The sequence below is a fragment of the Streptomyces mabaensis genome, from assembly GCF_053763515.1.
Genome location: NZ_JBSOPZ010000022.1, coordinates 86,660 through 112,341, shown reverse-complemented (window position 1 = coordinate 112,341; position 25,682 = coordinate 86,660). Strand labels below are relative to the sequence as shown.

Annotated in this window: 24 protein-coding genes; 14 read left to right on the top strand and 10 right to left on the bottom strand. The window is 71.1% G+C overall.

Features of this window, described 5'->3' with window-relative positions; all coding sequences use genetic code 11:
* Positions 1–118: 118 nt before the first annotated feature.
* The 3 genes from ACWV17_RS20790 to mce form a co-directional block, all read right to left on the bottom strand.
* A complete protein-coding gene (locus tag ACWV17_RS20790; RefSeq protein WP_455354166.1) occupies positions 119–1,057 on the bottom strand; it encodes a cellulose-binding protein in 939 nt (312 codons plus the stop codon).
* 183 nt (positions 1,058–1,240) lie between these two features.
* On the bottom strand, positions 1,241–5,230 hold the full coding sequence (gene scy, locus ACWV17_RS20785; protein WP_455360926.1) for a polarized growth protein Scy: 3,990 nt from the start codon (positions 5,228–5,230) through the stop codon (positions 1,241–1,243).
* A 184-nt stretch (positions 5,231–5,414) separates the two neighbouring features.
* A complete protein-coding gene (gene mce / locus ACWV17_RS20780) occupies positions 5,415–5,843 on the bottom strand; it encodes a methylmalonyl-CoA epimerase (protein WP_455354168.1) in 429 nt (142 codons plus the stop codon).
* Between the two features lie 139 nt (positions 5,844–5,982).
* Between mce and ACWV17_RS20775 the strand changes: the two genes are divergently transcribed.
* Positions 5,983–7,179, top strand: a complete 1,197-nt coding sequence (locus ACWV17_RS20775; RefSeq protein ID WP_455354169.1) for an acetyl-CoA C-acetyltransferase — start codon at positions 5,983–5,985, stop codon at positions 7,177–7,179.
* Positions 7,180–7,216: 37 nt separating this feature from the next.
* On the top strand, positions 7,217–8,185 hold the full coding sequence (gene meaB / locus ACWV17_RS20770; RefSeq protein WP_455360925.1) for a methylmalonyl Co-A mutase-associated GTPase MeaB: 969 nt from the start codon (positions 7,217–7,219) through the stop codon (positions 8,183–8,185).
* A 91-nt stretch (positions 8,186–8,276) separates the two neighbouring features.
* Here meaB and ACWV17_RS20765 read toward each other — a convergent pair whose 3' ends face one another.
* The 4 genes from ACWV17_RS20765 to ACWV17_RS20750 form a co-directional block, all read right to left on the bottom strand.
* Positions 8,277–8,753 (bottom strand): MarR family winged helix-turn-helix transcriptional regulator, encoded by a 477-nt coding sequence (locus ACWV17_RS20765; protein ID WP_455360924.1) that lies wholly within the window; start codon positions 8,751–8,753, stop codon positions 8,277–8,279.
* A 128-nt stretch (positions 8,754–8,881) separates the two neighbouring features.
* Positions 8,882–9,655, bottom strand: coding sequence for an AIM24 family protein (locus ACWV17_RS20760; RefSeq protein ID WP_455354172.1), 774 nt, complete (start codon positions 9,653–9,655; stop codon positions 8,882–8,884).
* Entirely contained in the window at positions 9,652–10,302 is a 651-nt protein-coding gene (locus ACWV17_RS20755) for an AIM24 family protein (protein ID WP_455360923.1), read from the bottom strand. The genes ACWV17_RS20760 and ACWV17_RS20755 overlap by 4 nt, the downstream gene beginning before the upstream one ends.
* On the bottom strand, positions 10,302–10,940 hold the full coding sequence (locus ACWV17_RS20750; RefSeq protein WP_455354174.1) for an AIM24 family protein: 639 nt from the start codon (positions 10,938–10,940) through the stop codon (positions 10,302–10,304). The genes ACWV17_RS20755 and ACWV17_RS20750 overlap by 1 nt, the downstream gene beginning before the upstream one ends.
* A gap of 125 nt (positions 10,941–11,065) precedes the next feature.
* Between ACWV17_RS20750 and ACWV17_RS20745 the strand changes: the two genes are divergently transcribed.
* The 4 genes from ACWV17_RS20745 (at position 11,066) to ACWV17_RS20730 (ending at position 13,582) form a co-directional block, all read left to right on the top strand.
* Positions 11,066–11,410 (top strand): DUF3817 domain-containing protein, encoded by a 345-nt coding sequence (locus tag ACWV17_RS20745; protein WP_455360922.1) that lies wholly within the window; start codon positions 11,066–11,068, stop codon positions 11,408–11,410.
* A gap of 140 nt (positions 11,411–11,550) precedes the next feature.
* On the top strand, positions 11,551–12,276 hold the full coding sequence (locus tag ACWV17_RS20740) for a hypothetical protein (protein ID WP_455360921.1): 726 nt from the start codon (positions 11,551–11,553) through the stop codon (positions 12,274–12,276).
* Complete coding sequence (locus ACWV17_RS20735; RefSeq protein ID WP_455360920.1) at positions 12,273–12,953, top strand: DUF4166 domain-containing protein; 681 nt, start codon at positions 12,273–12,275, stop codon at positions 12,951–12,953. The genes ACWV17_RS20740 and ACWV17_RS20735 overlap by 4 nt, the downstream gene beginning before the upstream one ends.
* Entirely contained in the window at positions 12,950–13,582 is a 633-nt protein-coding gene (locus ACWV17_RS20730; RefSeq protein WP_455354178.1) for a TetR/AcrR family transcriptional regulator, read from the top strand. The genes ACWV17_RS20735 and ACWV17_RS20730 overlap by 4 nt, the downstream gene beginning before the upstream one ends.
* A gap of 167 nt (positions 13,583–13,749) precedes the next feature.
* On the opposite strand, the gene ACWV17_RS20725 is transcribed toward ACWV17_RS20730, so the two are convergent.
* Entirely contained in the window at positions 13,750–14,736 is a 987-nt protein-coding gene (locus tag ACWV17_RS20725; RefSeq protein WP_455360919.1) for a DUF5937 family protein, read from the bottom strand.
* Positions 14,737–14,827: 91 nt separating this feature from the next.
* Here ACWV17_RS20725 and ACWV17_RS20720 point away from each other — a divergent pair, with 91 nt between their 5' ends.
* The 4 genes from ACWV17_RS20720 (at position 14,828) to ACWV17_RS20705 (ending at position 18,866) form a co-directional block, all read left to right on the top strand.
* The gene (locus tag ACWV17_RS20720; protein WP_455360918.1) at positions 14,828–16,195 is read left to right on the top strand and encodes an MFS transporter; all 1,368 of its coding nucleotides are present in this window, start codon (positions 14,828–14,830) and stop codon (positions 16,193–16,195) included.
* A gap of 10 nt (positions 16,196–16,205) precedes the next feature.
* The gene (locus ACWV17_RS20715) at positions 16,206–16,715 is read left to right on the top strand and encodes a MarR family winged helix-turn-helix transcriptional regulator (RefSeq protein WP_455354181.1); all 510 of its coding nucleotides are present in this window, start codon (positions 16,206–16,208) and stop codon (positions 16,713–16,715) included.
* A 43-nt stretch (positions 16,716–16,758) separates the two neighbouring features.
* Positions 16,759–17,091: a DUF3817 domain-containing protein gene (locus ACWV17_RS20710; protein WP_455354182.1), complete on the top strand. Its 333-nt coding sequence runs from the start codon at positions 16,759–16,761 to the stop codon at positions 17,089–17,091.
* 74 nt (positions 17,092–17,165) lie between these two features.
* Positions 17,166–18,866, top strand: a complete 1,701-nt coding sequence (locus ACWV17_RS20705; protein ID WP_455354183.1) for an acyl-CoA mutase large subunit family protein — start codon at positions 17,166–17,168, stop codon at positions 18,864–18,866.
* A gap of 158 nt (positions 18,867–19,024) precedes the next feature.
* On the opposite strand, the gene ACWV17_RS20700 is transcribed toward ACWV17_RS20705, so the two are convergent.
* Entirely contained in the window at positions 19,025–19,666 is a 642-nt protein-coding gene (locus tag ACWV17_RS20700) for a TetR/AcrR family transcriptional regulator (protein WP_455360917.1), read from the bottom strand.
* Positions 19,667–19,962: 296 nt separating this feature from the next.
* Here ACWV17_RS20700 and ACWV17_RS20695 point away from each other — a divergent pair, with 296 nt between their 5' ends.
* From ACWV17_RS20695 to ACWV17_RS20680, 4 genes are all read left to right on the top strand, one after another.
* Positions 19,963–20,943, top strand: a complete 981-nt coding sequence (locus tag ACWV17_RS20695; protein ID WP_455360916.1) for a tetratricopeptide repeat protein — start codon at positions 19,963–19,965, stop codon at positions 20,941–20,943.
* A 626-nt stretch (positions 20,944–21,569) separates the two neighbouring features.
* The gene (locus ACWV17_RS20690; protein WP_455354186.1) at positions 21,570–22,208 is read left to right on the top strand and encodes a DUF6230 family protein; all 639 of its coding nucleotides are present in this window, start codon (positions 21,570–21,572) and stop codon (positions 22,206–22,208) included.
* 94 nt (positions 22,209–22,302) lie between these two features.
* Positions 22,303–22,845, top strand: coding sequence for a DUF6114 domain-containing protein (locus ACWV17_RS20685; protein WP_455360915.1), 543 nt, complete (start codon positions 22,303–22,305; stop codon positions 22,843–22,845).
* Positions 22,835–24,160 (top strand): hypothetical protein, encoded by a 1,326-nt coding sequence (locus ACWV17_RS20680; RefSeq protein WP_455360914.1) that lies wholly within the window; start codon positions 22,835–22,837, stop codon positions 24,158–24,160. Before ACWV17_RS20685 ends, ACWV17_RS20680 begins: the two co-directional genes overlap by 11 nt.
* A gap of 69 nt (positions 24,161–24,229) precedes the next feature.
* Here the strand turns inward: ACWV17_RS20680 and pyk are convergent, their stop codons facing one another.
* The gene (gene pyk, locus ACWV17_RS20675) at positions 24,230–25,648 is read right to left on the bottom strand and encodes a pyruvate kinase (protein ID WP_455354189.1); all 1,419 of its coding nucleotides are present in this window, start codon (positions 25,646–25,648) and stop codon (positions 24,230–24,232) included.
* Positions 25,649–25,682 lie beyond the last annotated feature (34 nt).

Below are 25,682 nucleotides of genomic sequence, written 5' to 3'. Positions count from 1 at the left end.
GACCTGCGGCCGCGCGCACGCAAAGCCCCCCGCTCCGACAAGGGGGGCGGGGGGCTTCGGCCGCGAACGGGCGGGGATCAGGCGCGCAGGAACCAGCGCACCCGGTCCGGTGCCCGGGCTAGCGGGTCTGCTGTGCCGGGACGCCGCGCGAGATCGGCTCGTCGTCGGCCGGGGAGCCGGCCGCCGCGACGGCCGCACCGGTCAGCGTCGCGAGCATCTCGCGGACGTTGGTCAGCTGGGCGTTGATGGAGTCGCGGCGGTTGGTGAGCGCCGCCAGCTCGCGCTCGGATTCGCTGCGGATCCGGTCGGCCTTGGCGTTCGCGTCGGCCACGATGTCCTCGGCCTGGCGCTGCGCCGTCTCCACCGTCTGGCGGGCCCGGCGCTCCGCGTCGGTGCGCAGCTTCTCGGCCTCGAGGCGCAGCTGCTCGGCGCGGTGCTCGATCTCCGCCAGACGCTTCTCGGCCTTGGCCTGACGGGACGCCAGGTCGCGCTCGGACTGCTCGCGGCGCTTGGCGAGGTTCGTCTCGAAGTCCGCGGCGGCCTGGGCGGCCTTGGCGCGGGTCTCCTCGAAGAGCGCGTCCGCCTCCTCACGCTTGGACGCGGCGTCCTTCTGCGCCTCGCTGCGCAGCGAGGACGCCTCGCCCTTCGCCTTCTCGACGATCCGGACGCCCTCGTCCTCGGCCTTCGCCTTGCGCTCGGCGGCGAAGGACTCGGCGTCGTTGCGCACCTGCTGGGCGGCCGACTCGGCCAGCTCGCGGTGCTGCTCGGCGGCGCGACGGGCCTCCTCGCGCAGGTCCTTGGCCTCCTCCTCGGCGAGCCGGAGGATCTTCTCGACACGCGCGCCGAGGCCGGCGTACGACGGCTCGGCGTCGTTGACCTGGGCCTGGGCGTTCTGCGTCTCGAGGTGCAGCTCCTCGATGCGCTTTTCCAGAGAGGTGATACGGGACAGGGCGCTGTCACGGTCGGCGACGAGCTTGGTAATGCGGTCATCCACCTGACCGCGGTCGTAACCACGCCGCACGAGCTCGAAGCCGAAGGGGGAGGAAGTGTCGCTCATGGGGTTCCTGTCGAATGAGACCGGTGAGGTGATAGGGGGAATCCTAGGGGCCCAAGCGGCGTGTCATCGAGCCAATGCCCGTTTGATCTGGAGAATGAGACTCCTTTCGGGTGGCGAAACGCCGGAGCGCTTGCCACTCGTAAGGCTGAATGTGCTTGTTGTGCACACGGGGTGGGTCACTGGCTAGCCCTCAGACGTCTTGCCACTCGAACGAGTTGCCCCGGCTGCCGCACCCGCCTTGACCCCGCCCGCGGCGGAGCCGCTGTTGGACGCTGTCGTACCCCCTGCGGGCGCCTCGAACGACTCCAACGCCTCAAGTACGTCCTGGACGCGGGAAATCTCCGCCTGGATGTCCTCACGGCGGCGTACCAGCACATCGAGTTCGCGCTTGCCCTCCTCGACCGTGCGCTTCGCCTCGGCCTCCGCCTCGCGGTGCAGCCGCTCGGCCTCCCGTACCAGCTCGGCCTTCTTCTGCTCGGCCTCCTTGAGCAGCGCCTCCGCCTTCTTCACGGCCGCGATCCGGACCTTGCTCGCCTCGCTGCTCGCCTCGGACACCAGCTGCTTGGCCTTCGCCTCGGCCTCGGCCTGCTGCTCGGTGGCGGCCTTCACCAGCTTGTCCACGCGCTCGCCCGCCGCCTTCATCTGCTCGGCGGACTCACGCCGGGCGCGGTCGTGCAAGTCCTCGATCTCGCCCTCGATACGGGTACGCAGCTCCTCCGCCCGGTCCCTGATGGCGGTGGCGTCCCGGCGGGCCCCGACCAGCAGTTCGTCGGCGTCCGTCCGGGCCTTCTCCACCAGGGAGTTGCCCTGGACCGTCGCCTCGGAGGTGATCCGCACGGCCTCCTTGCGGGCCGCGCCGACCATCGTGTCGGCCTGCTCCTCCGCGGCGGTCGCCGCGGCGTGCGCCGCCTGCTGGGAGTCGGAGGTGAGCTTCTCGGCCTCCGCCGCGGCCTCGCCGACCAGCCGGTCGACCTGCTCGGCCGCCTCCGAGCGCCGCTTGTTGGCCTCCTGCCGGGCCTCGTCGAGCGTGCGCTCGGCCTCGGCGCGCGCCTCGGACCGCAGCCGCTCCGCCTCCGCCGCGGCCTCCGCCTTGACCCGCTCGGACTCGGAACGGGTCCGGGCGGCGTGCTCCTGCGCGGAGCCCACGGTCTCGGCGGCCTCGGCGCGCAGCCGCTCCGCCTCGCCCGCGGCCTCGCCGATCGTGCGGTCTGTCTTGGACCGGGTCTCCGCCTCCAGCCGCTCGGCCTCGGCAATGGCCTCGGTGAGCAGCCGGTCGGCCTGCTCGGCCGCCTCCGCCCGGAGCCGGCCGCCCTCGGCGCGGGCCTCGTCGACCGTCGCGGCGGCGTCCCGCTCGGCGTCGGCCAGCGCGGCCGCCGCGCCGGCCGTGAGCCGTTCGGCCTCCGCCGTCGCCTCGCCGACCAGCCGGTCGGCCTGGCTCGCGGCCTCCGAACGGATGCGGTTGGCGTCCTCGCGGGCCTCCGCGCGGGCCCGGGAGGCGTCCCGCTCCGAGGCCGCCAGCGCGTCGGAGGCCTCGGTACGCAGCCGCTGGGCCTGCTCCGAGGAGTCCGCGCGCAGCCGCTCGGCCTCCGCGATCGCCTCCCCGACGGTGTGTTCCGCCAGCGCCTTGGCGGCGTCCGTCTCCTCCCGCGCCTCGCGCCTGATGCGGGACGCGTCCTCGCCGGCCAGCTCGCGTTCGGTGTAGGCGTCGGCGCGGACCCGGTCCGCCTCCTCCTGCGCCTCGCTCTTCGTCCGCTCCGCCACATGCTCGGCCGCGTTGCGCAGCCCCGCGATCTCCTGCTCGGCCTGGTCCTGGAGACCGGCCACGGAGTCCCGTACCGCCTGCGCGGTCTGCTCGGCGGCGCCCACCAGATCGGTCGCCCGGCGGTCCGCCTCCTCGACCAGCCGCTGCGCCTCGGTCTGCGCCTCCGCCACGCGGTTGCGCGCGGACGCGAGCAGCTCCTCGCTCTGCTCGCGGGCCTGGCGACGCTCCTGCTCGGCCTCCTCACGGCCCGCGTGCAGCGTCTCCTCCGCCTCGCGGCGGCGGCGCGCGGCCTCCTCCTGGGCGGCGGCCAGCGTCTCGGCGGCCTCGGTGGCAAGCCGCTCGGCGGCGGTCCGCGCCTCCGCGCGCACCCGGTCGGCCGTCTCCTGCGCCTCGGTGCGCAGCCGCTCCGCCTCGGCGGCCGCCTCGCTGCGCAGCCGTACGGCGACGGACTCGCCCTCGGCACGCGACTGCGACGCGTCGGACGCGGCCTCGGTGCGCAGCCGCTCCGCCTCCGCCTCGGCCTGCGCCTGGAGCGTACGGATGCGCTCCGCCGCCTCGCCGCGCAGCCGCTCGCTCTCCTCGGCCGCCTCGCGGCGGATCCGCTCGGACTCGCCGCGCGCCTCGCCCAGCGCCTGCTCGGCGGTCTCGACCCGCTGCTCGGCCTCGGTGTGCAGCCGGGTGAGTTCACCGGCCGCCTCGGCCTGGCGCGCAGCCACCGCCCGCTCGGTCTCCTCGCGGCGCTCCCGGGCGGCTTCCTCCGCCTCGGCGCGGCTGCGCTCCGCCTGCTCCTCGGCCTCGGCACGCAGCCGGTCGGCCTCGGCGCGGGTGCGCTCCAGGGTCTCCTCGGCCTGCTTGCGCAGTGTCGTGGCCCGCTCGATGGCCTCCGTACGGACGCGCTCGCTCTCGGCGGTCGCACCGCTGCGCAGCTCGTCGGCGTCGGCCTTTGCCTTGGTCAGCAGCTCCTCGGCGGTCTTCGCCGCCTCCTCGATCTGCTGGACGGCCTCCCGGCGGGCCTCGCCGCGGATCCGCTCGCCCTCGGCGACCGCCTCGGAGCGCAGCTGCTCGGCCTCGCCGCGCAGCCGGCGGGCGTCCTCCTGGAGCTCGACCGTCCTGGCCCGGTACTCCTTGGTGTCGTCCTTGGCCGCACCCTTGAGCTCGTCGGCCTGCTCGGCCGCCTCCCCGCGGAGCCGGTCCGCCTCGGCCTCGGCCTCGCCGCGGATCCGCTCGGCCTCCTCGGCGGCCTTGCGGGTGGTCGCCCTGGCGTCCTCGGACGCCTTGTTGAGCACCTCTTCGGCGGTACGGGCGGCCTTGGCGAGCTGCGCCGCGGTGTCCTCGGCGGCGGACGTACGGGCCTGGTCGCCGGCCTCCGCGACCAGCCGCTCGGCCTGGGTCCGGGCGTCGGCGAGGGCCTGCTCGGCCTCGGCCTTGAGCGCCTCGGCCTCCGTGGTGGCCTCGCCGACCAGCCGGGCGATCTCGGCCTTGGCGGTCCGGGTGCGCTGCTCGTTGACGGACTCCGCCGAGGTCAGCTGCTTGGCCGCGGACTCCTTGGCCTCCGCGAGCACCTTCTCGGCCTCGGCGCGGGCCTCGCGCAGCGCGGATTCCGCCTCTTGCATCCGCTGCTCGGCGGACCGGCTCAGCTCGGTGGCCTGCCGCCGGGCCTGGTCCGACTCGCTGACGGTGCTGGTACGGAGCTGCTCCGCGTGGTCGGTTGCCTCCTGCGCCTGCGTGGAGGCAGCGTTCAGCAGCCGCTCGGCGTCCTTGCGGGCGCGCAGCAGGATCGCTTCGGCCTCGGAGCGGGCCGACTCGGCCTCGGAGCCGAGCCGCTGACGGGCCTCCTCGGCGAGCCGGGTGGCCTCGGCGCGGGCGGCGGCGAGCGACTGCTCGGCCTCGGCGCGGGACTCGTCGAGCAGCCGGCGGGCCTGCGACTCGGTACGGGCGCGGAGCTGCTCGGCCCAGGCGACGTTCTCGTTGACGTGCGCCTCGACGGTCTGCCGGCGCTCGGACAGCTCCTGGTCCAGGCGCTGGCGCCGGCTGACCGCCTCGGCGTGCAGTTCGGCCTGGAGCCGGGCCTGGTGCTCGGCGTGCTCCTGGAGGATCCGCTGGGTCTGCGCCCGGACGTCGCGCAGCTCGCGCTCGGCGTCGTTGCGCAGCTGGTCGGCCTGGATCTGGGCGTTACGGAGCAGCTGCTCGGCCTGGTAGCCGATGTCCGCCGCGTCGAACGAAGGGCGGGTGGCCAGATTGCGGCGCGCCTCGTGGAGCTTGGCGCGCAGCACTTCGACCTGGTAGCCGAGATCCTCGGCGTGCTGGACGGCCTTCTCCCGCTCGGTCTTCAGCCGGTCCATCTCGGCCTCGAACCGCGAGAGGTGGTCGGCCTCAGCCTGGTGGCTCTCCTGGCGTTCGTAGCCCCGCACTGCGCGGTCCCATCCGTCCCCTGGTCGCAAGACTCTCCCAACGGGCTCCGTCCGCCCGCTGAACGGCGCCCCCGGTGAATGGTGTCAGATCAACGCCGGGGTACGGCGCACAGTCCCCGACCCCGGCACAGCACCAACCCCCGGCCGAGCCGATCGCCACTCTACCGGCCGGGGAATCCGGAGGTCAGTGCTCCGTGTTGGACGTGACGAGTTCGGTCAGGACGCCATGGCAGTCCTTGGGGTGCAGGAACGTGATACGGGAGCCCATCGAACCGATGCGCGGCTCGTCGTACAGAACCCGTACCCCCTTGTCGCGGATGGCCTGGGCGTCGCCGTCGACGTCCGCCGTGCCGAAGGCGATGTGGTGGACGCCCTCGCCGTTCTTGGCGAGCCACTTGCCCACCGCCGAGTCGTCCCGGGTGGGCTCGAGAAGCTGCAGGTAGGAGGCGCCTCCGTCGGACGTTTCGTTGATCTTGAGCATGGCTTCGCGCACGCCCTGTTCCTCGTTGATCTCCGTGTGGAAGACCTCGAAGCCGTATGTCGCACGATAGAACTCGACAGTCTTGTCGAGGTCGAAACAGGCGATCCCGATGTGGTCGATTCGAGTCAGCATGGGTCCAGTGCACCGCTCACACAGGTGGTTACGCAACGTGCGCGCGATCACACCCGCCGACCGATGACCCGAGCGCGTACCGCTCAGTACATTGAGGTAAACCCTCGTTCACTCCTCATCATCCAAGGGGCCGTGCCTCATGTCTGGAACGAACAGCACCACTTCCGTGATCGTCGCCGGCGCCCGTACCCCCATGGGTCGGCTGCTCGGTTCCCTGAAGTCCTTCTCCGGCGCCGACCTCGGCGGCTTCGCGATCAAGGCGGCCCTCGACCGGGCCGGGATCGGCGGCGACCAGGTCCAGTACGTGATCATGGGGCAGGTGCTCCAGGCCGGCGCCGGCCAGATCCCCGCCCGCCAGGCCGCGGTCAAGGCCGGCATCCCGATGAACGTCCCGGCGCTGACCATCAACAAGGTGTGTCTCTCCGGGCTCGACGCCATCGCGCTGGCCGACCAGCTGATCCGCGCCGGTGAGTTCGACGTCGTGGTCGCGGGTGGCCAGGAGTCCATGACCAACGCCCCGCACCTGCTGCCCAAGTCCCGCGAGGGCTACAAGTACGGCGCGATCGAGATGCTCGACGCCATGGCGTACGACGGCCTGACCGACGCTTTCGAGAACATCGCGATGGGCGAGTCCACCGAGAAGCACAACACGCGCCTGGGCATCGACCGCGCCCCGCAGGACGAGTTCGCCGCCCAGTCCCACCAGCGTGCCGCGGCAGCGCAGAAGAACGGCGTGTTCGAGGCCGAGATCACCCCGGTCGAGATCCCGCAGCGCAAGGGCGAGCCGGTCGTCTTCGCCAAGGACGAGGGCATCCGCGCCGAGACCACCGCCGAGTCCCTCGGCAAGCTGCGCCCGGCCTTCGCCAAGGACGGGACGATCACGGCGGGCACCTCCTCGCAGATCTCCGACGGTGCGGCAGCGGTCGTGGTGATGAGCAAGGCCAAGGCCCAGGAGCTCGGCCTGGAGTGGATCGCCGAGATCGGCGCGCACGGCAATGTGGCGGGTCCCGACAACTCGCTGCAGTCGCAGCCGTCGAACGCGATCCAGCACGCGCTGAAGAAGGAGGGCCTGGACGTCGCCGACCTCGACCTCATCGAGATCAACGAGGCGTTCGCGGCGGTCGCGGTCCAGTCAATGAAGGACCTCGGCGTGTCCTCCGAAAAGGTGAATGTGAACGGTGGCGCGATTGCCCTGGGCCACCCGATCGGCATGTCCGGCGCCCGTGTGGTGCTCCACCTCGCGCTGGAGCTCAAGCGGCGCGGTGGCGGTGTCGGCGCGGCCGCGCTGTGCGGTGGCGGCGGCCAGGGTGACGCGCTGATCATCCGGGTCCCGTAGTCCTACCTACACACGAGTCATAAGGAGCGCAGCACGCATGGCGGTGGACGTCCCCCAACTGGTCGCCCAGGCACGTGAGGGCCGACCGCGGGCCGTGGCCCGGCTGATCTCACTGGTGGAGGGGGCGTCCCCGCAGCTGCGCGAGGTGATGGCCGAGCTGGCGCCACTCACCGGCGGCGCGTACGTGGTCGGTCTGACCGGCTCGCCGGGTGTCGGCAAGTCGACCTCGACGTCGGCACTGGTGTCGGCGTACCGGCGGGCCGGCAAGCGGGTCGGCGTCCTGGCCGTCGACCCCTCGTCCCCGTTCTCCGGGGGCGCGCTGCTGGGTGACCGGGTCCGGATGTCGGAGCACGCCTCCGACCCCGGTGTCTACATCCGCTCGATGGCGACCCGCGGCCACCTGGGCGGGCTCGCCTGGGCGGCCCCGCAGGCCATCCGGGTCCTCGACGCGGCCGGCTGTGACGTGGTGCTGGTGGAGACGGTCGGGGTCGGCCAGTCGGAGGTGGAGATCGCCTCCCAGGCCGACACCTCGGTGGTGCTGCTGGCGCCCGGGATGGGCGACGGGATCCAGGCCGCGAAGGCGGGCATCCTGGAGATCGGCGATGTGTACGTGGTCAACAAGGCCGACCGGGACGGCGCCGACGCGACGGCACGCGAACTCAACCACATGCTCGGCCTCGGGGAGTCCCGTGGCGCGGGCGACTGGCGGCCGCCGATCGTGAAAACGGTCGCCGCGCGGGGCGAGGGCATCGACGAGGTTGTCGAGGCGCTGGAGAAGCACCGCGCGTGGATGGAGGAGCGGGGCGTACTCGCCGAGCGCCGGGTTCGGCGGGCCTCCCACGAGGTGGAGACCATCGCGGTCACGGCGCTGCGCGAGCGGATCGGCGACCTGCACGGCGACCGCAGGCTGGGCGCGCTGGCCGAACGCATCGTGGCGGGCGAACTGGACCCGTACGCGGCGGCGGACCAGCTGGTGGAGGACATCACGGCCACGACGACGGCCTGACGCCGCGCCGCGCCCACGCCGCCGGTTGGGACCGCTCCCAGGACCTGCCCGGGCACGGCCCTCACCGGCGGCGATATACCCCCCAGACGCGCTACTGCTTGCCGCGGCGGCCGCGCAGGTGTTCCGCCACCGGAGCGAGTGACTCGCGTAGATCTGCGAGAGCCTCGGGGGAGAGCAGGTCGATGAAGTGCCGTCGCACCGACGCCACATGGTGCGGGGCGACCTCCTTCATCGTCTCCATACCCTGGTCGGTCAGCACCGCGTACAGCCCGCGGCGGTCGGACTCGCAGTTCTCGCGGCGCACCAGCCCGGCGTTCTCCATGCGGGTGATCTGGTGGGAGAGGCGGCTCTTCGACTGCAGGGTCGACGTGGCGAGGTCACTCATCCGCATCCGCCGGTCCTCCGACTCCGAGAGGTTGACCAGGATCTCGTAGTCGTTGTTGGTCAGGCCGAACGGCTGGAGGTCCTTCTCGAGCTGGTGCATCAGCAGTCTGCTGACGTCCAGGTGGGTGCGCCATGCGCACTGCTCGGAATCGCTCAGCCAGCGGGTGGGCGTCTCGGTCTCCATGTATGGATTCTACCTAAGAAGTTGAAAGCCGGACGAAATGTGGGGGTGTGACGCCGGACGTCCGTACGAAACAACGTACAGAACAACAAGGGCGCAGACGTTCGACGTCACACTCCGCAGACTACCGCTCACAGGCCGAAGCGACGCTGGAGGTCCCCCAGTTGACCGGGAAGGCGGGGTGCGGACCCCGGCTGACCTGGGCTTCCCTGTCCGCCGGGGACTCCCGGATGGCCAGGAACCGCGCCTACGGCCTGTTCGGCCATCAGCAGCTCGGTCGACTGCAGCAGCACCGTGCCAGCTCCGACGAACTCGAACTGGTGCTCCTCGCCGGACGCACCGCCGACCCCCGTCATCGCCCGCAGCCCGCCCATGACGCCCCGCATGTACCCCAGGTCGTAGTGGTGGCAGGGAGAGGGGCAGTCCGCCCAGCCCACCAGTGCCTGCGGGTCCACCCGGATCGGCGGCTCCATGAAGACCACCGGCCCGTTGGACGCGGCCACGAACTTTCCGGTTCCGATCAGCGTCAGAAAGCCCGGCACGATCGACTGCTTCAGCGCGAGCGTCGGCTGATAGGCCAGCAGGTTGCCGGAGCGGATGGTCAGGTTGCCGTTGTCGAGGTCGTACGAGTTGACGTCGAAGGCGCGGTCGGCGAGCAGCATCTTGCCCGAGCCCTCCGCCACCACCCAGTCGCTCGCGTGCAGCGGCGAATGGAAGCTGGTGCGCAGCAGTCCTTCGAACCGGCCGTGGCCGATGCCGTTGAAGTCGATGCGCCCGTAGTAGGCGATCATCTTCCCCTTCTGCAGGAACCACTGGCTGCCCTTGAGTTCCACGCAGAAGGTGTACGGATTGACGTTGTCGTCCGACGGCAGCGTGTGCGGGTCGAACACGACAGGACCAGTCACAGCTTCTCCTCCGAGGCCTGTACGTACACCGCGCCGTTGCCCGACAGCTCCAGCTGGAAAGCCTCGCCCGAGCCGCGCCCCACCATGTCGCGCCAGCCGAGCGCGGTGGAGAGCTTGTTGCGTACGTCGCCGTGGTGGGCGACATAGGCCTGCGGATCCACATGCACCGGGCGCTGCGGGGTGATGGGGAGTTCGATCACGCCGCCGTGCGCCATGACGGCGACCGCACCGTGACCCTTCAGGGTCGTGGTGAACAGGCCCTGGCCGGTGACCTGGCCGCGCACCATGCCCATGACGCCGCCCTGCGAGCCCATGAACATCGTGCCCTGCTGGAGTGTGCCGTCGAAGGCGAGCAGCCGGTCGGCCTCGACGTACAGCGTGTCGCCGGCCAGATTGATCACCTGGATGTGGTGGCCGCCGTGGCCGAACATCACGGTGCCGGCTCCCTCGACCGTCATCAGCGGGGTGGCCTCGTTGGCGACCCGCCGGCCGATCATGGACATCACGCCGCCCTGGCCGCCCTGGATGTTCGGCGTGAAGCTGACGTCGCCCTTGTACGCGAGCATGGCGCCGCGCTGGCTGTACATCTTCTGGCCGGGCAGCACCTGCGCCTCGACCATCCTCGAGTTGATCTCGCGGAAGGGCATCAGACGTCGCCCCCGATCGTGTTGCGCTCGCTGGGCTGCACGTACACGAGCCCCTCGCCCTCGAACCGGATCTGGAACGCCTCGCCCGAGCCCTCGCCGATGAAGGTGCGGAAGTTCACGCCGGACTGGAAGTGCTGCTGGAGGTTGCCGGTGTGCGCGACGTACGCGCCCGGGTCGACCTGCAGCGGGTACTGCGGGCTGACGCGCAGCACGACCGCCGGGCCGTCCGACATGATCGCCGCCTGCCCGGTGCCCTCCACGGTGGTGGTGAACAGGCCGTTGCCCGTCGCCCCGCCGCGCAGGCCGGTGAAGGTCGTGCCGGTCCGCAGGCCGCCGTCGGTGCACAGCAGATTGCTGGACTCGACGTACAGCTTCTCGCCGCGCAGGGCGACGAGGTTGATCTCGGTGGCACGGTCGGCGAAATAGCAGGTGCCGTGCCCCTTCACCTCCATCATCTCCATCTGCTCGCCGGTGAGGCGCCGGGTCACCATGCCGCGGATGCCCTCACCACCTCCGGACATCTTCTTGAAGGCCATCTGGCCGTCGTAGGCGACCATCGCGCCGTTCTTCGCCTTGACGGCGTCGCCGGTCATGTCGACGGCCAGCACCTTGCTGCCTTGGAGTCTGAACTGAGCCACGGGGTCGACGTTATCCGTCCGAAGCCGCCGAGTCCGCACCCTGCGCAAAAGATCGGTAAAGGCCGGTGCCACAATGGGACGAGCTTGTGCCCCCATTCACAAACGCCCCTAGCGAAGGTGCCCCCGTGGACATCAAGACCGCCTCTGCCGTCCGACGCCTGCGACTGGTGTCCGCCGTCGAAGCAGTGTCCTTTCTGCTGCTGCTCGTCTGCTCCGTGCTCAAGCGCACGACGGAGTTCAATGCGGTACCGGTGATGGGTGCCGTCCACGGTGTGCTCGTGGTCCTCTTCGTGCTCTTCCTGGCCGACGCGTGGAACCGGACCAAGTGGCCGGTCAAGCGCCCGCTGATCCTCTTCGTGCTGTCGCTGATCCCGTTCGGCGGCTTCTACGCGGAGAAGACGCTGCGCGCGGAGGAGCAGGACCAGGTCGCCGCCGCGCGGGTGCTCAAGGAAGAGGCGGCGACCGCGTAGCAGGCACCGCCCGCTCCCGCGACCCCCGGCCCCGGTGGCCGGGGGTCTTTTCTCGGGCTGCGACTTGAGCGACCGCTCAAATCCCGGTAGCTTGCGGTTGAGCGACCGCTCAAAAGCGTCGCCGAGCTGGGGGGTTGCCCATGAGGCTGTACATCGAGACGCAGATCTGCGCCGATCTGGACCTGATCTGGGAGCGCACCCAGGACCCGTCCCAGCATCAGCGCTGGGACCTGCGGTTCACCGAGATCGGCTACCTGCCGCGGGCGGAGGGCGAGCCGCAGCACTTCCGGTACGCGACCCGGGTGCTGCCCTTCCTGACCGTCGCCGGCACCGGGGTCTCGGCGGGGGAGAAGCTCCGGACCGGCGGCCCCCGCACCTCGGCTCTGCGGTTCGCCTCGCCCGATCCGCTCTCGCTGATCGAGGAGGGCCGCGGCTACTGGCGCTACGTTCCGACGCCCGACGGCAAGGTCCTCTTCCTTACGGGGTACGACTACCGGCCGCGCTGGGGCTGGTTCGGGAGAGCCGTCGACCGTGTCGTCTTCCGGCCGCTCATGGGGTGGGCCACCGCCTGGTCGTTCGACCGGCTGCGGCTCTGGTGCGAGCGCGGCACCACCCCCGGCCACTCGCTCGCGTACGCCCTGGCCGAACTCGCCGTCCGGTGCGCGCTCATCGCCTGCGGCCTGCTGTTCCCGTACGAGATGTTCTCCTTCGCCGGATACGGGTTCCCGCTCGTCGGCCTGGTCTGCATCGCGGCCGTCCTCTTCCTGCCGCCGCTGCCGGTCACCCCGGCCGCCCGGCGCTGCCGGCGCACGCCCCCGGGCTATGTGACGGAACCCAAGCTCCTCACCACCCTGGAGTGGTCATGACCTCGATCTTCCAGGCCGTCATGGGGGCTGACTTCGACCGCCTCCACCCGCAGATCCGGCGCCGCTTCTCCGTCGGGCTCGCGAGCGGCGAGGCGTGCGTCGGGCGCGGCACCATGGACCGGATCTGGCACGGACGCCGCTTCGTCAAGCCGTTCCTCGCGCTCGGCGGCAGCCGCAACATCCTGCTCCCGCGAGTCGGCCGGAACGTCCCCTTCACCATCGAGAACGTCCCCTACACCGACTCCCACGGGCGGGAGACCGTCACCTTCGTACGGACCTTCGGCCTGCCCGGCGGGCCGCGCCGCTTCGACGCGACCATGATCCACAGCCCGCGGCGGGGCTGCATCCTCGACTACCTCGGCACCCATCAGCACCTCGCCAGCGACCTTCACCTGAGCGCCGACGCCGACGGCGGGCTGGTCATCCGCTCCGGCGAGCACCGCTTCCGGGAGGGGCCGGTCGACGTACGGGTACCGGAGCTCATCGGCGGCGACGCCGAGGTCAGGGAGACGTACGACGAGGCGACGGGCCGGTTCCGGATCAGCGTCCGGGTCACCAACCGCCGGTTCGGACCGCTCTTCGGCTACGAGGGGTCCTTCACCGCGGAGTACGTCGACGTCCGCGCATGCGGCGTACGTCCCGGCCTGCGCCCGGTCCGGGAAGAGGTGCGCGCATGAGTGCGGACACCAAGGAGAAGCTGCTCGCGGGGGCCCTGCGCACGCTCGTCGAGCAGGGCATCGCCAAGACCTCGGCGCGCTCCATCGCCGCGACCGCCGGAGTGAACCAGGCGCTGGTGTTCTACCACTTCGGTTCGGTGGACGAACTGCTCGCCGCCGCCTGCCGGTTCGGCGCCGAGCAGCGGGTCGCCCGCTACCGCGAACGGCTGGCCGCGATCGGCTCGCTCGCCGAACTCCTGGAGTTCGGCCGGCAGATGCACGAGGAGGAACGGGCCGGCGGCCATGTCGCCGTCCTCGGGCAGCTGCTGGCCGGTGCGCAGACGCAGCCGCGCCTCGCGCCCGCCACGGCCGCCGGGCTCGCCCTGTGGATCGAGGAGATCGAGACGGTCCTGATCCGGGTGCTGTCCGCGACCCCCCTCGGCGAGTTCGCCGACCCCGCCGGGCTCGCGCGTGCCGTCGCCGCCTCGTTCGTCGGGATCGAGCTGTACGAGGGGGTCGACGAGGCGGGGGCGCGGCGCGCGCTGGACGCCCTGGAGCAGCTGGCCGTACTGGTGTCGGTGGTCGAGGAACTCGGTCCGCTGGCCCAGCGGGCGGTCCGCCACGGCCTGCGGCGGGGCACGAAGCGCTGACCGCTGCAGGGCCTGTCGTTTGGATCAGGCCGGATCAGGGAGCGGGTTCTGGTGCCGTGCATCGCAAGGCGGAGGAGGGAGCCATGGCGGAGCCCTGGCGACTGACGACAACGCGGCGAGGTGCGGTGCCAGGGCCCGCGAGCCCGGCAAGATCCAAACGACAGGCCCTACGCCGCGCCGCCCGTTGCCAGCGCGATACCGAGGGGCGTCCGCTCGTACAGCACCTGGTGCCCGTAACGGCGCGAGGTCAGCAGACCCGCGCCGCGCAGCGCCGACAGATGGGCCGAGACGGAGGAGGGGGCGAGGCCGAGCCGGTGCGCGAGCGCGGTCGTCGCGGCCGGCTCGTCCAGCGCGCACAGGACGTCGGCCCGCACCCGGCCCAGCAGCCGGCCGAGCGCCTCGGGCGTCCGGCTGCCGGCCTCGGTCCACAGCCCGCCGATGCCGCGCGCCGGATAGACGACGGTCGGCTGCCACGGCGGCTCGAAACCGCTCACCACGTCCGGCCAGCAGAACACGCTGGGCATCAGGACCAGGCCCTGGCCGTCCAGTGCGCGGACGTGGTCACCGGACCTCTCCAGGGTGAGCGTGCCGTCGCGCCACACGACCTGCGGATGCAGTTCCGCGAGCAGCCCCTCCAGGCCCCCCTGGGCGAGCCGCCGGGAGTGGAAGGCCACGTCCGCCTCCAGCAGGGCACGCAGCCGTGGCCAGTCGGGCGCGACCAGTGCCTCCCAGGCGCGCTCGATCAGGTCCGCCAGTTCGCCCACGGCGCGGGCCGGGTCCGCCAGCATGGCCCGCCCGGCCGGGGTCCGGGCCGCGCCCGGCGTGCACGCCAGCGATTGTGCGAGGTCATCACGTGCGGCGGCCGGGTCGACCGCCCGTACGGCGGCGATCTCCTCCTCGAACGGGACGGCCGGCCCGATCGGCGGCGGCCCGAGGAAGTCCGGGCTGTGCCCGCGCTGCGGCATCAGCAGCCACAGCGGCGCGAGATCGAGCCGGGCGGCGGCCGTGCGGATGCGGCGCAGCCAGGGCAGGTGGTATCCGTGCCGCTCGGGGCGCGCGAGGGTGCGCACGGCCTCCTGGGTCTCCCACAGCGGGGAGACGGCGAACCGGCAGCGCAGCAGGTCGCTCTCGCCGAAGTGCAGATGAAACGGCATGCGGGCGCCTTCCCGTCGGGGTCGGGGCGGGAGATTCGGCTGGAGCCGAAAGTCTAGGGCGCCCCGGTACCGGGCCAGCAGCCTGAATGCCATGCCCACACCTCATGACCCCACCCTCGACCCGCCCGCCCCCGCCCCGGACATCGCGCCGGCACCCCCGCCCGCCGAGCCGGCCCTCGCAGACCTGCCGACGGGCCCACCCGGTACCGGACCTGCGGCCGGCACGGGAGCCGGATACCGGGGCGTGTTCGGTGTGCGGGAGTTCCGTGCCGTCTTCGCCGCGCACCTCATGTCCATCCTCGGGGTGGTCGTCGCCGAGATCTCGCTGACCGTCCTCGTGTACGACCTCACCGGCTCACCCCTGCTGAGCGCCCTCACCTTCGCCCTCGGATTCCTGCCGTACCTCCTCGGCGGGACGCTGCTCGCCGGCGTCGCCGACCGGTACCCCGCCCGGCGGGTGCTCGTCGTGTGCGACCTGGTCTGCGCCGGCTGCGCCGTGCTCATGGTGCTGCCCTGGACGCCCGTCGCCGGTCTGCTCGTCCTGCGGTGTGCCGTCGCCGCCGTCTCGCCCGTCTTCAACGGCACCCGGGCGGCGTCGCTCGCCGACATCCTCGGCGAGGGCGACCTCTTCGTCCTCGGCCGGTCACTGCTGCGCATCGTCGCGCAGAGCGCGCTGCTCGTCGGATTCGGGGTGGGCGGGCTGCTGCTCGCGGTCGTGCCGGCCCGCGGAGCCCTCACCATCACCGCCGGTACGTTCCTGTGTTCCGCCGCGCTGCTGCGGTTCGGCACGCGGCGCCGGCCGGCCCGGACCGGCGGCCGGAGCGGCGCGCTGCTGCGCGACTCCCTCGCGGGCGCGCGGCTCGTCCTCGGCGACCGCCGGCTGCGCGCGCTGACGCTGATGTTCTGGGTGCCGCCCCTGTTCGTCGTGGCCCCGGAGGCGCTGGCCGTCCCGTACGCGGACCGGATCGGGGCGGGCACGGCGGCGCTCGGGCTGCTGATGTGCGCCATGCCGGCCGGGCACATCGCGGGGGAGCTGTGGGCCGGCTCGGCGCTGAGCCCGGCCGCCCGCTCCCGGATCGTCGCTCCGGTGGCCGCGGTCTGCCTGCTGCCCCTCGGCCTCTTCGCGGTACGGCCCGCCGTGCCCCTGGCGCTGGTCGCGCTGGTACTGACCGGGCTCGCGAGTGCGTACACCCTCGGCCTGGACCAGTGGTACGTCGACGCGCTGCCCGAGGAGCTGCGTGGCCGGGCGATGACGCTGATGACGGCGGGGATGATGACCGTCCAGGGCGTCGGGATGGCCCTGGCGGGCGTCGCCGCCGAGTTCCTGCCGGTGCACCTCGTGGTCACGGGCTTCGGGGTCCTGGGCACGGTCTGCGTGCTCGTACTCCTCGCGGAGGTACGGCGGACGAAACCGACCGAAGTGCGAGACGGGGCTGACCAGCATATGACCGGCCGGTAGTGTCGTGGCCGTGCCGAAGCCGCTCAGCCTCCCCTTCGATCCCATCGCCCGCGCCGATGAACTGTGGCAGCGGCGGTGGGGGCCCGTGCCCTCGATGGCTGCCATCACCTCGATCATGCGGGCGCACCAGATCCTGCTGGCGGAGGTCGACGCGGTCGTCAAGCCGTACGGACTGACCTTCGCCCGCTACGAGGCGCTGGTGCTCCTCACCTTCTCCAAGGCGGGCGAGCTGCCGATGTCGAAGATCGGCGAGCGGCTGATGGTCCACCCGACCTCGGTGACGAACACCGTGGACCGCCTGGTCAAGTCGGGTCTCGTCGCCAAGCGGCCCAACCCGAACGACGGGCGCGGCACGCTCGCCTCGATCACCGACAAGGGCCGGGAGGTCGTGGAGGCGGCCACGCGCGACCTGATGGCGATGGAGTTCGGACTCGGCGCGTACGACGCGGAGGAGTGCGCGGAGATCTTCGCGATGCTCAGGCCCCTGCGGGTGGCCGCGGCCGACTTCGACGAGAAGTGACCCCCGCGTAGATCGCGCAAATCGGGCCGTTACGCTCGTCTGCATGAAGAAGAGCGTGCTGACCCGCTACCGGGTCATGGCCCTTGTCACCGCTGTGATGCTGCTCGTGCTGTGCACCTGCATGGTCTTCAAGTACGGCTTCGACACCGGCGAGGACGTCACCTTCGTGGTGTCCCAGACCCACGGCCTGCTGTACATCGTCTACCTGGTCGTTGCCTTCGATCTGGGCTCCAAGGCGAGGTGGAAGTTCGGCCGGCTGCTGTGGGTACTGCTCTCCGGCACCATTCCGCTGGCCGCCTTCTTCGTGGAGCGCAAGGTCGCCCGGGAGATCGAGCCGCTGATCGCGAACGGCACCCCGGCCGTCGCCAAGGTGTAACAGTTTCGGCCGCGGCACAGCTCGCGGCCGTCTCCCATCGACATTTACTAGGACGTCCTAGTAAATTCGAAGGTATGGACGCTGACGCCATCGAGGAAGGCCGCCGACGCTGGCAGGCCCGTTACGACAAGGCCCGCAAGCGGGACGCCGACTTCACCACGCTCTCCGGGGACCCGGTCGAGCCGGTCTACGGGCCGCGGCCCGGCGACAACTACGAGGGCTTCGAGCGGATCGGCTGGCCCGGCGAGTACCCCTTCACCCGCGGGCTGTATCCCACCGGCTACCGGGGCCGTACCTGGACCATCCGGCAGTTCGCCGGCTTCGGCAACGCCGAGCAGACCAACGAGCGCTACAAGATGATCCTGGCCGCGGGCGGCGGCGGGCTCTCCGTGGCCTTCGACATGCCGACCCTCATGGGCCGCGACTCCGACGACCCGCGCTCGCTCGGCGAGGTCGGGCACTGCGGTGTCGCCATCGACTCCGCCGCCGACATGGAGGTCCTGTTCAAGGACATCCCGCTCGGCGACGTCACCACGTCGATGACCATCAGCGGCCCGGCCGTCCCGGTCTTCTGCATGTACCTGGTGGCCGCCGAGCGGCAGGGCGTCGACCCGGCAGTGCTGAACGGCACGCTCCAGACCGACATCTTCAAGGAGTACATCGCGCAGAAGGAGTGGCTCTTCCAGCCGGAGCCGCATCTGCGCCTCATCGGCGACCTGATGGAGCACTGCGCGCAGGGCATCCCCGCGTACAAGCCGCTCTCGGTCTCCGGGTACCACATCCGCGAGGCGGGCGCGACGGCCGCGCAGGAGCTCGCGTACACGCTGGCGGACGGCTTCGGGTACGTCGAACTGGGCCTCTCCCGCGGGCTGGACGTCGACGTCTTCGCGCCGGGTCTGTCCTTCTTCTTCGACGCGCACCTGGACTTCTTCGAGGAGATCGCCAAGTTCCGCGCGGCGCGCAGGATCTGGGCGCGCTGGATGAAGGAGGTGTACGGCGCGCAGACCGACAAGGCGCAGTGGCTGCGCTTCCACACCCAGACGGCGGGTGTCTCGCTGACCGCGCAGCAGCCGTACAACAACGTGGTGCGTACGGCCGTGGAAGCCCTGGCGGCGGTCCTCGGCGGCACCAACTCCCTGCACACCAACGCGCTGGACGAGACCCTCGCCCTGCCGAGCGAGCAGGCGGCGGAGATCGCCCTGCGTACGCAGCAGGTGCTGATGGAGGAGACCGGCGTCGCCAATGTGGCCGACCCGCTGGGCGGTTCCTGGTTCGTCGAGCAGCTGACGGACCGGATCGAGGCGGACGCCGAGAAGATCTTCGACCAGATCCGGGAGCGGGGCCTGCGGGCGCATCCGGACGGGCAGCACCCGATCGGCCCGATCACGTCCGGGATCCTGCGCGGTATCGAGGACGGCTGGTTCACCGGCGAGATCGCCGAGTCGGCCTTCCAGTACCAGCGTTCGCTGGAGAAGGGCGACAAGCGGGTCGTGGGTGTCAACGTGCACCACGGCTCGGTCACCGGCGACCTGGAGATCCTGCGTGTCAGCCACGAGGTGGAGCGCGAGCAGGTGCGGGTCCTGGGCGACCGCAGGGCGGCCCGGGACGACGCGAAGGTGAAGGCGTCGCTGGCCGCGATGCTGGCCGCCGCGCGGGACGGCGGGAACATGATCGAGCCGATGCTGGACGCGGTCCGGGCGGAGGCGACGCTGGGCGAGATCTGCGGTGTCCTGCGCGACGAGTGGGGCACGTACACCGAGCCGCCGGGCTTCTGATCCGGCACGCGGACGAGGTACCCGCGGGCGAGGCACCGCGCGGACGACGCAGCGGAAGACGCTGCGGATGACACAGGGGAGGCCGGGCCGTCGCGCCCGGCCTCCGCCGGTTGTGCCCCGCCCCGGCCGCCGCCGGTTCCATGCACGCCCGGCCCGCGTCAGGACTGTGCGACCGCCCGCAGGCCCGCCACCAGCAGTGCCGTGAACGTGCGGGCCCAGTCGGTGTCCACCGGCTCGGCGCTGACCAGCGCCCGGTGCACCACCGCGCCCGCGATCACGTCGAAGATCAGGTCGGCGCTGCGGGCCGCCGCCACCGGGTCTTCCTCGTACGGGAGTTCGCCGCGGGCCTGGGCGCGTGCCCGGCCCTGGAGCACCAGCCGTTTCTGCCGGTCCACGATCGCCGAGCGGATCCTCGCGCGCAGGGCGTCGTCCCGGGTCGACTCGGCAACCACCGCCATCAGGGACGACTTCGTCTCCGGCCGTTCGAGCAGCGCCGCGAACTGCAGGACCACGCCCTCGATATCGGCTTCCAGGGTTCCCCGGTCGGGGAGTACCAGCTCGTCGAAGAGGACCGCGACGGCGTCGACGACCAGCTCGTTCTTGCCCGCCCAGCGGCGGTAGAGCGTGGTCTTGGCGACGCCCGCGCGCGCGGACACGTCGCTCATGGTGAGCTTGCTCCAGCCCAGTTCCACCAGCGCGTCCCGGGTGGCACGCAGAATCGCCGCGTCCGCCTCGGCGCTGCGGGGGCGGCCGGCGGCGCGTGCCGTGCCTGTCGGTCGGGAACACATGGCGGTGACCATACCCGCGAGTAAGGAAGATGCCGCCGGGCGGCGAGTGTGGGGCAGATCACCGGGCGGCGAGGGCGGCGAGCAGATACGCTACGGGTCGTAGCGTAAAGAGTGACAACCACAGAGCGGCAACCACTGGCGCCCGGGTGGGGACCCTGCGCCGAACCCGTTTCCCCCAGGGGGAACACCGGGCTGTGTCCCGTTCGTTGGCCCCGCACACCGGCGGTGGACCGCGGACGGGCGCGGTTCATGTACGGACGGTTTCACCGTGTTTTCGTGTGCGCGCGCGGAAGGGGGAGGATGTACGCATGCAGCCTAGGAACATGTCCATGAGCGGCGTCGTCGACCTCGCCGCGGTGAAGGCAGCCGGCGAAGCCCGGCAGAAGGCGGAGCAGGCGCGCGCCGAGGCCGCCCGGCAGGGTGGCGGCGGTGCCGTGTCCCCCGCCGGTCTGGTGATCGATGTCGACGAGGCCGGCTTCGAGCGAGACGTCATCCAGCGGTCCACCGAAGTCCCGGTCGTCATCGATTTCTGGGCCGAGTGGTGCGAGCCGTGCAAGCAGCTCGGCCCCCTGCTGGAGCGACTGGCCGTGGAGGCCGGCGGCCGGTTCGTGCTGGCCAAGGTCGACGTCGACGCCAATCAGATGCTGATGCAGCAGTTCGGGATCCAGGGCATCCCGGCGGTCTTCGCGGTGGTGGCCGGGCAGGCGCTGCCCCTCTTCCAGGGCGCGGCCCCCGAGCAGCAGATCCGCGAGACGCTGGCCCAGCTGATCCAGGTCGCCGAGGAGCGCTTCGGGCTCACCGGGATCGCCGTCGACCCCGACGCCCAGGGCGGGCCCGCCGAGGCCGCGGAGGCCGCCGAGGCGCCCCCCGGCCCGTACGACGCCCTGCTCGAAGCGGCCGTCCAGGCGCTGGACGCCAATGACTTCGCCGGCGCCGTCCAGGCGTACAAGAACGTCCTCGCCGACGATCCGGGGAACAGTGAGGCGAAGCTGGGCCTGGCCCAGGCCGAGCTGCTGGCCCGGGTGCAGGGCGCCGACCCGCAGCAGGTGCGCAAGGACGCCGCGGAGAACCCGGCCGATGTGCGGGCGCAGATCGCGGCGGCCGACCTGGACCTGGTCGGCGGCCATGTGGAGGACGCCTTCGGACGGCTGGTCGACACGGTCCGGCTCACCGCGGGAGAGGACCGGGAGGCCGCACGGGTGCGGCTGCTGGAGCTCTTCGAGGTCATCGGTGCGGACGATCCCCGAGTGACGGCGGCGCGGAGCGCGCTGGCCAGGGTGCTCTTCTGACGGGCACCCGCACCGGGTTCCCGGACCCGCCGCCGACCAGTCACTAAACCCGGGAGGGTGTGGAGGCTCGGCGGAGGATTTGGCGACAGAACGACATACGGCGGCCGCGCTTTACCAAAACTTGGTAATCGCGGCCGCTGTTACTTGCAGTAAATCGAAGGCCGGATTCTGTCCGGTTTAAGGCCTCAATAAACCCTTCTGTCACGTCACTCCGTGGCACCCAGCGCGACCACCCGATACCGGGCGGTCGCGCTTCGGTTATCGCCCCGTTACTAGCGAGTAACGAACCCCCTTGTGCCCCGGCCGTGAATGGACCACGATCGGCCGCACTCGGTCCAAACTCCGCAGCCCGACACCCACTCGGGGCAGCGGTTCTGGGTCCCCACCGAGTCGGCCGGTGCAGTGCACCGGCCGTGGACAGGGGGGTCCTTGCCGTCCGGCAGGGCCTGTCCGGAGGTTGCGCGAACGCGTGGCCAGTGGTTGTCGCTCGGGGGTGATCGCCGGTGGATCGGATGCGATGTCCGCGTCCGGCGCGGGCGCTCTCCTTCCCGAGGACGTAGCACTTCTCCCATCCCAGGACGGGTTGTCGACCCGTACCGGAGATGTACGTCCGAGAAGGAGGAAACATGCAGTCCCTTATTCGTGGCGGGACCAGATGGCGCCGTTTCGCCGTCGTCATGGTGCCCAGCGTGGCCGCAACGGCCGCGATCGGCGTGGCGATGGCGCAGGGCGCGCTCGCCGCTTCGTTCAGTGTCTCCGGGCAGAGCTTCAAGGTTTCGGCCGACAAGCTCGTCGGTGAGGACTTTGTCCAGTACGGCAGTCTGGCCGAGGGGCACGACCTCAAGGGCAACAAGACGCTCCACCCGGTGGCGGTGTCCGGTTTCAGCAAGGCCACGATCAGCAACATGTGCCAGTCGGTGGTCACACCGAACGTGCCGATCTTTGGCAACGTCAGCCTTGAGCTGCGTGCGGGTACCGATGCCAAGAAGCCGGTCGAGGCGACCAACATCTACCTCGATGTCGCGCAGCTCGAGGCCGATGCCTACTTCGAGCAGATCGACATCGGCGTCGCGGCCGGCGACCTCAAGAACCCGGGCATCCAGCCTGACAGCAAGGTTCCCGTCAACACGAACGGCTTCGCGCAGCGCGCCAAGAAGGCCACGCTGACCGACGTGAAGCAGACGGCGTGGGCCACCACGGCCGGCACCTTCAAGCTCAGCAACCTGAGCATGAAGCTGCACAAGGGTGTCAAGGAGTGCTACTAGGCACTCGCCCGGGCGGGCGGGGAGCATACGCGGCCCCGCCCGCCCGACCTTCTCTTCTTCTCACAGCAACACCGGTTCCAGGGAGCTGTTTTCCATGAGCGCCGAGTCACCGGGGCAGAACGAGCATTACCTCCGCGTCTTTCGGCGCCGTTTCCGCGCCTGGAGAGGTGCCCGGCCCTTCTGGGCGGGTCTGTTCACCGCACTGAGCGGTGTGCCGATCGCTTACTTCCCGTATGCCCAGCTCAAGTTGGGCCACCTGACGCTGGCCATGGCGACCACGGCGGGAGCGGGCTCGCTGATCATCGGCGTGCTCCTGTTCACCCTCGGGATGACCATGTGGTTCCACCACATCGTCCGGGTGTTCGCCGGCGTCGCCACGATCCTGCTGGCGCTGGTCTCCATCCCGGTGTCCAACCTCGGTGGCTTCCTCATCGGCTTCCTGCTCGCCCTCGTTGGCGGAGCGCTGTCCATCGCCTGGGTGCCGGGCACCCCCGCGGCGGAGCCGGCCGGCCCGGCAGGCGGTTCGCCGAAGCAGGGCCCCGAGTACGACACCTTCCCCGGGCCCCGCGTGGACCAGGATCCGGACGCGTTCGATTCGACTGTTGACGCCAATGGCGGGAGGAACAGTGCGGGGTGACGAGACGCAACTGACTACGGCCGGAGGCGCACAGTCCCGTGAAAGAAAGGGGCCGCGTCACGCGGCCCCCCGCAAGTCGCTGCTGACCAAGTTGCAGATACCCGCCGGCAAGGCGATGGCACTGGCCGCGATGCCCACGGCCGTGTTCGTCGGGATGAGCCTGACGCCCAAGCTCGCGGTCGCCGACGACCAGCTGGAGAACCCCTTCGCGCCCGGTCCGTGCGTCACCCGCTCGGACGAGCCCGAGCCCGAGACGTCGGAGTCGCCCGTCGAGTCGCCGTCCGCCTCGGAGTCCGCGGAGCCCTCGGCCACCCCGAGCCCGTCCGCCGGTACGGACCAGGACGAGGACGGGGAGTCGGCGACGGCCGAGCCCGGGCCGGCCGAGACGCCGTCGGCGCAGGGTGCGGCCAAGCCGCAGGCCGAGGCGCCGAAGCCCGACCCGGTGCCGGTCCCCTCGGAGACCGAGACCAAGAACCCGCTGGACCCGCTGGGTGTCGGCGACGCGCTCAAGGACCTCTTCGACGGGCCGGACAAGGAGCCGACGGCGACCCCGTCGCCCAGCGCCACCGCGTCGACGCCCGCGCCCGCACCGAGCACCAGCGCGCCCGCTGCGAAGCCGCAGCCCGAAGACCCGGGCAAGGACGAGCAGGCCGACGACAAGCCGGCCGGAAAGCCCGCGGAGCAGCCGGCCGACAGCGCGCTGGACAAGGCCAAGGACGAGATCAAGGACGCGGCCGACAAGGTCGGCGCCGAGGTCGAGGAACTCGACGAGAAGGCCAAGGACGAAGCGGTCAAGGACGAGGCGGCCGAGGACAAGGACGGCAAGGAGCCGTTCCCCTGCCCCACCGCCGACCCCGAGGCACTCGCCGCGGCCGATCTCGAGCCGGGCATCCCGGCGCTGCCGGACCAGCCGTGGATCCTCGAAAGCTCGATGCTCACCCTGCGCGGTCTCGACTACGAGGGCATCGTCAAGGTGCGCACCAGCAGCGGCAAGATCAAGAACGTCCTGAAGTTCACCGCCAAGGAAACCGACATCAAGGACCTGCACCAGCTGGTCGTCGGCCCCAACGGCACGACCGCCCACGTCACGTCGGACCCGGGTTCCACCTCGACCCTGCGCGACGGCACGGTCACCATGTACACGGAGGAGCTGAAGGGCAACCTCTTCGGCCTCATCCCGGTGACGTTCAGCCCGGAGACCCCGCCCCCGCTGAATGTCCCGGTCGCCTTCTTCACCAAGGTCAAGGTGACCCAGGCCGGCCAGTTCGGCGGCACGCTCACGGTCCCCGGCCTGTCGAACTACTACACCAAGTAGTTCTCCCCGGACCAACGGCTGTGGCCCGCACCTTCGAGGTGCGGGCCGCAGCCGTTTCGTACATCTGGGTCAGCCGGCCAGGTGGTGGACCCGGACCATGTTCGTCGTGCCCGGGACGCCGGGGGGCGAGCCGGCCGTGATGATCATGATGTCGCCCTCGTTGTAGCGCTGGAGCTTGAGCAGCTCGGCGTCCACCAGGTCGACCATCGCGTCGGTGTTGTCGACGTGCGGGACGACGTACGTCTCGATGCCCCAGCTCAGTGCGAGCTGGTTGCGGGTCGACTGGTCCGTGGTGAAGGCCAGGATCGGCTGCGTCGTGCGGTAGCGCGACAGCCGGCGGGCCGTGTCGCCGGACTGGGTGAAGGCGACCAGCGACGTGGCGCCCAGGAAGTCCGCGATCTCGCAGGCGGCGCGGGCGACCGAACCGCCCTGCGTACGCGGCTTCTTGCCCGGCACCAGCGGCTGGAGGCCCTTGGACAGCAGTTCCTCCTCGGCCGCCTCGACGATCTTCGACATCGTCTTGACCGTCTCGATCGGGTAGGCGCCCACGCTGGACTCGGCGGAGAGCATGACCGCGTCGGCGCCGTCCAGGATGGCGTTGGCGACGTCGGAGGCCTCGGCGCGCGTCGGCCGCGAGTTGGTGATCATCGACTCCATCATCTGGGTCGCGACGATCACCGGCTTGGCGTTGCGGCGGCACATCTCGATGAGCCGCTTCTGCACCATCGGGACCTTTTCGAGCGGGTACTCGACGGCCAGGTCACCGCGGGCGACCATCACGCCGTCGAAGGCCGCGACGACGGCCTCCATGTTGGCGACGGCCTGCGGCTTCTCGACCTTGGCGATGACGGGGACCCGGCGGCCCTCCTCGTCCATGATCTTGTGGACGTCCTTGACGTCGTGGGCGTCCCGGACGAAGGAGAGCGCGACCAGGTCGCAGCCCATCCGCAGGGCGAAGCGCAGGTCGTCGATGTCCTTCTCGGAAAGGGCCGGCACGTTCACCGCGGCACCGGGCAGGTTGATGCCCTTGTGGTCCGAGATGACACCGCCCTCGATGACGATGGTCCGCACCTGCGGGCCGCTGACCTCGGTGACCCGCAGCTCTACGTTTCCGTCGTTGATCAGGATCTGGTCGCCCTTGGACACGTCGCCCGGCAGACCCTTGTAGGTGGTGCCGCAGATCGACTTGTCGCCGGGAACGTCGTCGGTGGTGATGGTGAACTCGTCACCGCGCACCAGCTCGACCGGTCCCTCGGCGAAGGTCTCCAGACGGATCTTGGGGCCCTGGAGGTCGGCGAGCACGCCGACCGCGCGCCCGGTGTCCTCGGCCGCCTTACGGGTGCGGTGATACCGCTCCTCGTGCTCAGCGTGGGACCCGTGGCTCATGTTGAATCGGGCCACGTTCATACCGGCCTCGATGAGCGCTTTCAGCTGCTCGTACGAGTCGACGGCGGGGCCCAGTGTGCAGACGATTTTGGAACGGCGCATGAGCGGATCCTATCCGTTTGTTTCGTAGCGGAAT

Excerpts from the sequence above, each read along its gene's own strand:
- ACWV17_RS20790 (WP_455354166.1), bottom strand. The coding sequence starts at position 1,057 with ATGAGCGACACTTCCTCCCCCTTCGGCTTCGAGCTCGTGCGGCGTGGT.
- mce (WP_455354168.1), bottom strand. The coding sequence starts at position 5,843 with ATGCTGACTCGAATCGACCACATCGGGATCGCCTGTTTCGACCTCGAC.
- ACWV17_RS20775 (WP_455354169.1), top strand. The coding sequence starts at position 5,983 with ATGTCTGGAACGAACAGCACCACTTCCGTGATCGTCGCCGGCGCCCGT.
- meaB (WP_455360925.1), top strand. The coding sequence starts at position 7,217 with ATGGCGGTGGACGTCCCCCAACTGGTCGCCCAGGCACGTGAGGGCCGA.
- ACWV17_RS20765 (WP_455360924.1), bottom strand. The coding sequence starts at position 8,753 with ATGGAGACCGAGACGCCCACCCGCTGGCTGAGCGATTCCGAGCAGTGC.
- ACWV17_RS20755 (WP_455360923.1), bottom strand. The coding sequence starts at position 10,302 with ATGCCCTTCCGCGAGATCAACTCGAGGATGGTCGAGGCGCAGGTGCTG.
- ACWV17_RS20740 (WP_455360921.1), top strand. The coding sequence starts at position 11,551 with ATGAGGCTGTACATCGAGACGCAGATCTGCGCCGATCTGGACCTGATC.
- ACWV17_RS20735 (WP_455360920.1), top strand. The coding sequence starts at position 12,273 with ATGACCTCGATCTTCCAGGCCGTCATGGGGGCTGACTTCGACCGCCTC.
- ACWV17_RS20730 (WP_455354178.1), top strand. The coding sequence starts at position 12,950 with ATGAGTGCGGACACCAAGGAGAAGCTGCTCGCGGGGGCCCTGCGCACG.
- ACWV17_RS20725 (WP_455360919.1), bottom strand. The coding sequence starts at position 14,736 with ATGCCGTTTCATCTGCACTTCGGCGAGAGCGACCTGCTGCGCTGCCGG.
- ACWV17_RS20720 (WP_455360918.1), top strand. The coding sequence starts at position 14,828 with ATGCCCACACCTCATGACCCCACCCTCGACCCGCCCGCCCCCGCCCCG.
- ACWV17_RS20710 (WP_455354182.1), top strand. The coding sequence starts at position 16,759 with ATGAAGAAGAGCGTGCTGACCCGCTACCGGGTCATGGCCCTTGTCACC.
- ACWV17_RS20705 (WP_455354183.1), top strand. The coding sequence starts at position 17,166 with ATGGACGCTGACGCCATCGAGGAAGGCCGCCGACGCTGGCAGGCCCGT.
- ACWV17_RS20700 (WP_455360917.1), bottom strand. The coding sequence starts at position 19,666 with ATGGTCACCGCCATGTGTTCCCGACCGACAGGCACGGCACGCGCCGCC.
- ACWV17_RS20695 (WP_455360916.1), top strand. The coding sequence starts at position 19,963 with ATGCAGCCTAGGAACATGTCCATGAGCGGCGTCGTCGACCTCGCCGCG.
- ACWV17_RS20690 (WP_455354186.1), top strand. The coding sequence starts at position 21,570 with ATGCAGTCCCTTATTCGTGGCGGGACCAGATGGCGCCGTTTCGCCGTC.
- ACWV17_RS20685 (WP_455360915.1), top strand. The coding sequence starts at position 22,303 with ATGAGCGCCGAGTCACCGGGGCAGAACGAGCATTACCTCCGCGTCTTT.
- pyk (WP_455354189.1), bottom strand. The coding sequence starts at position 25,648 with ATGCGCCGTTCCAAAATCGTCTGCACACTGGGCCCCGCCGTCGACTCG.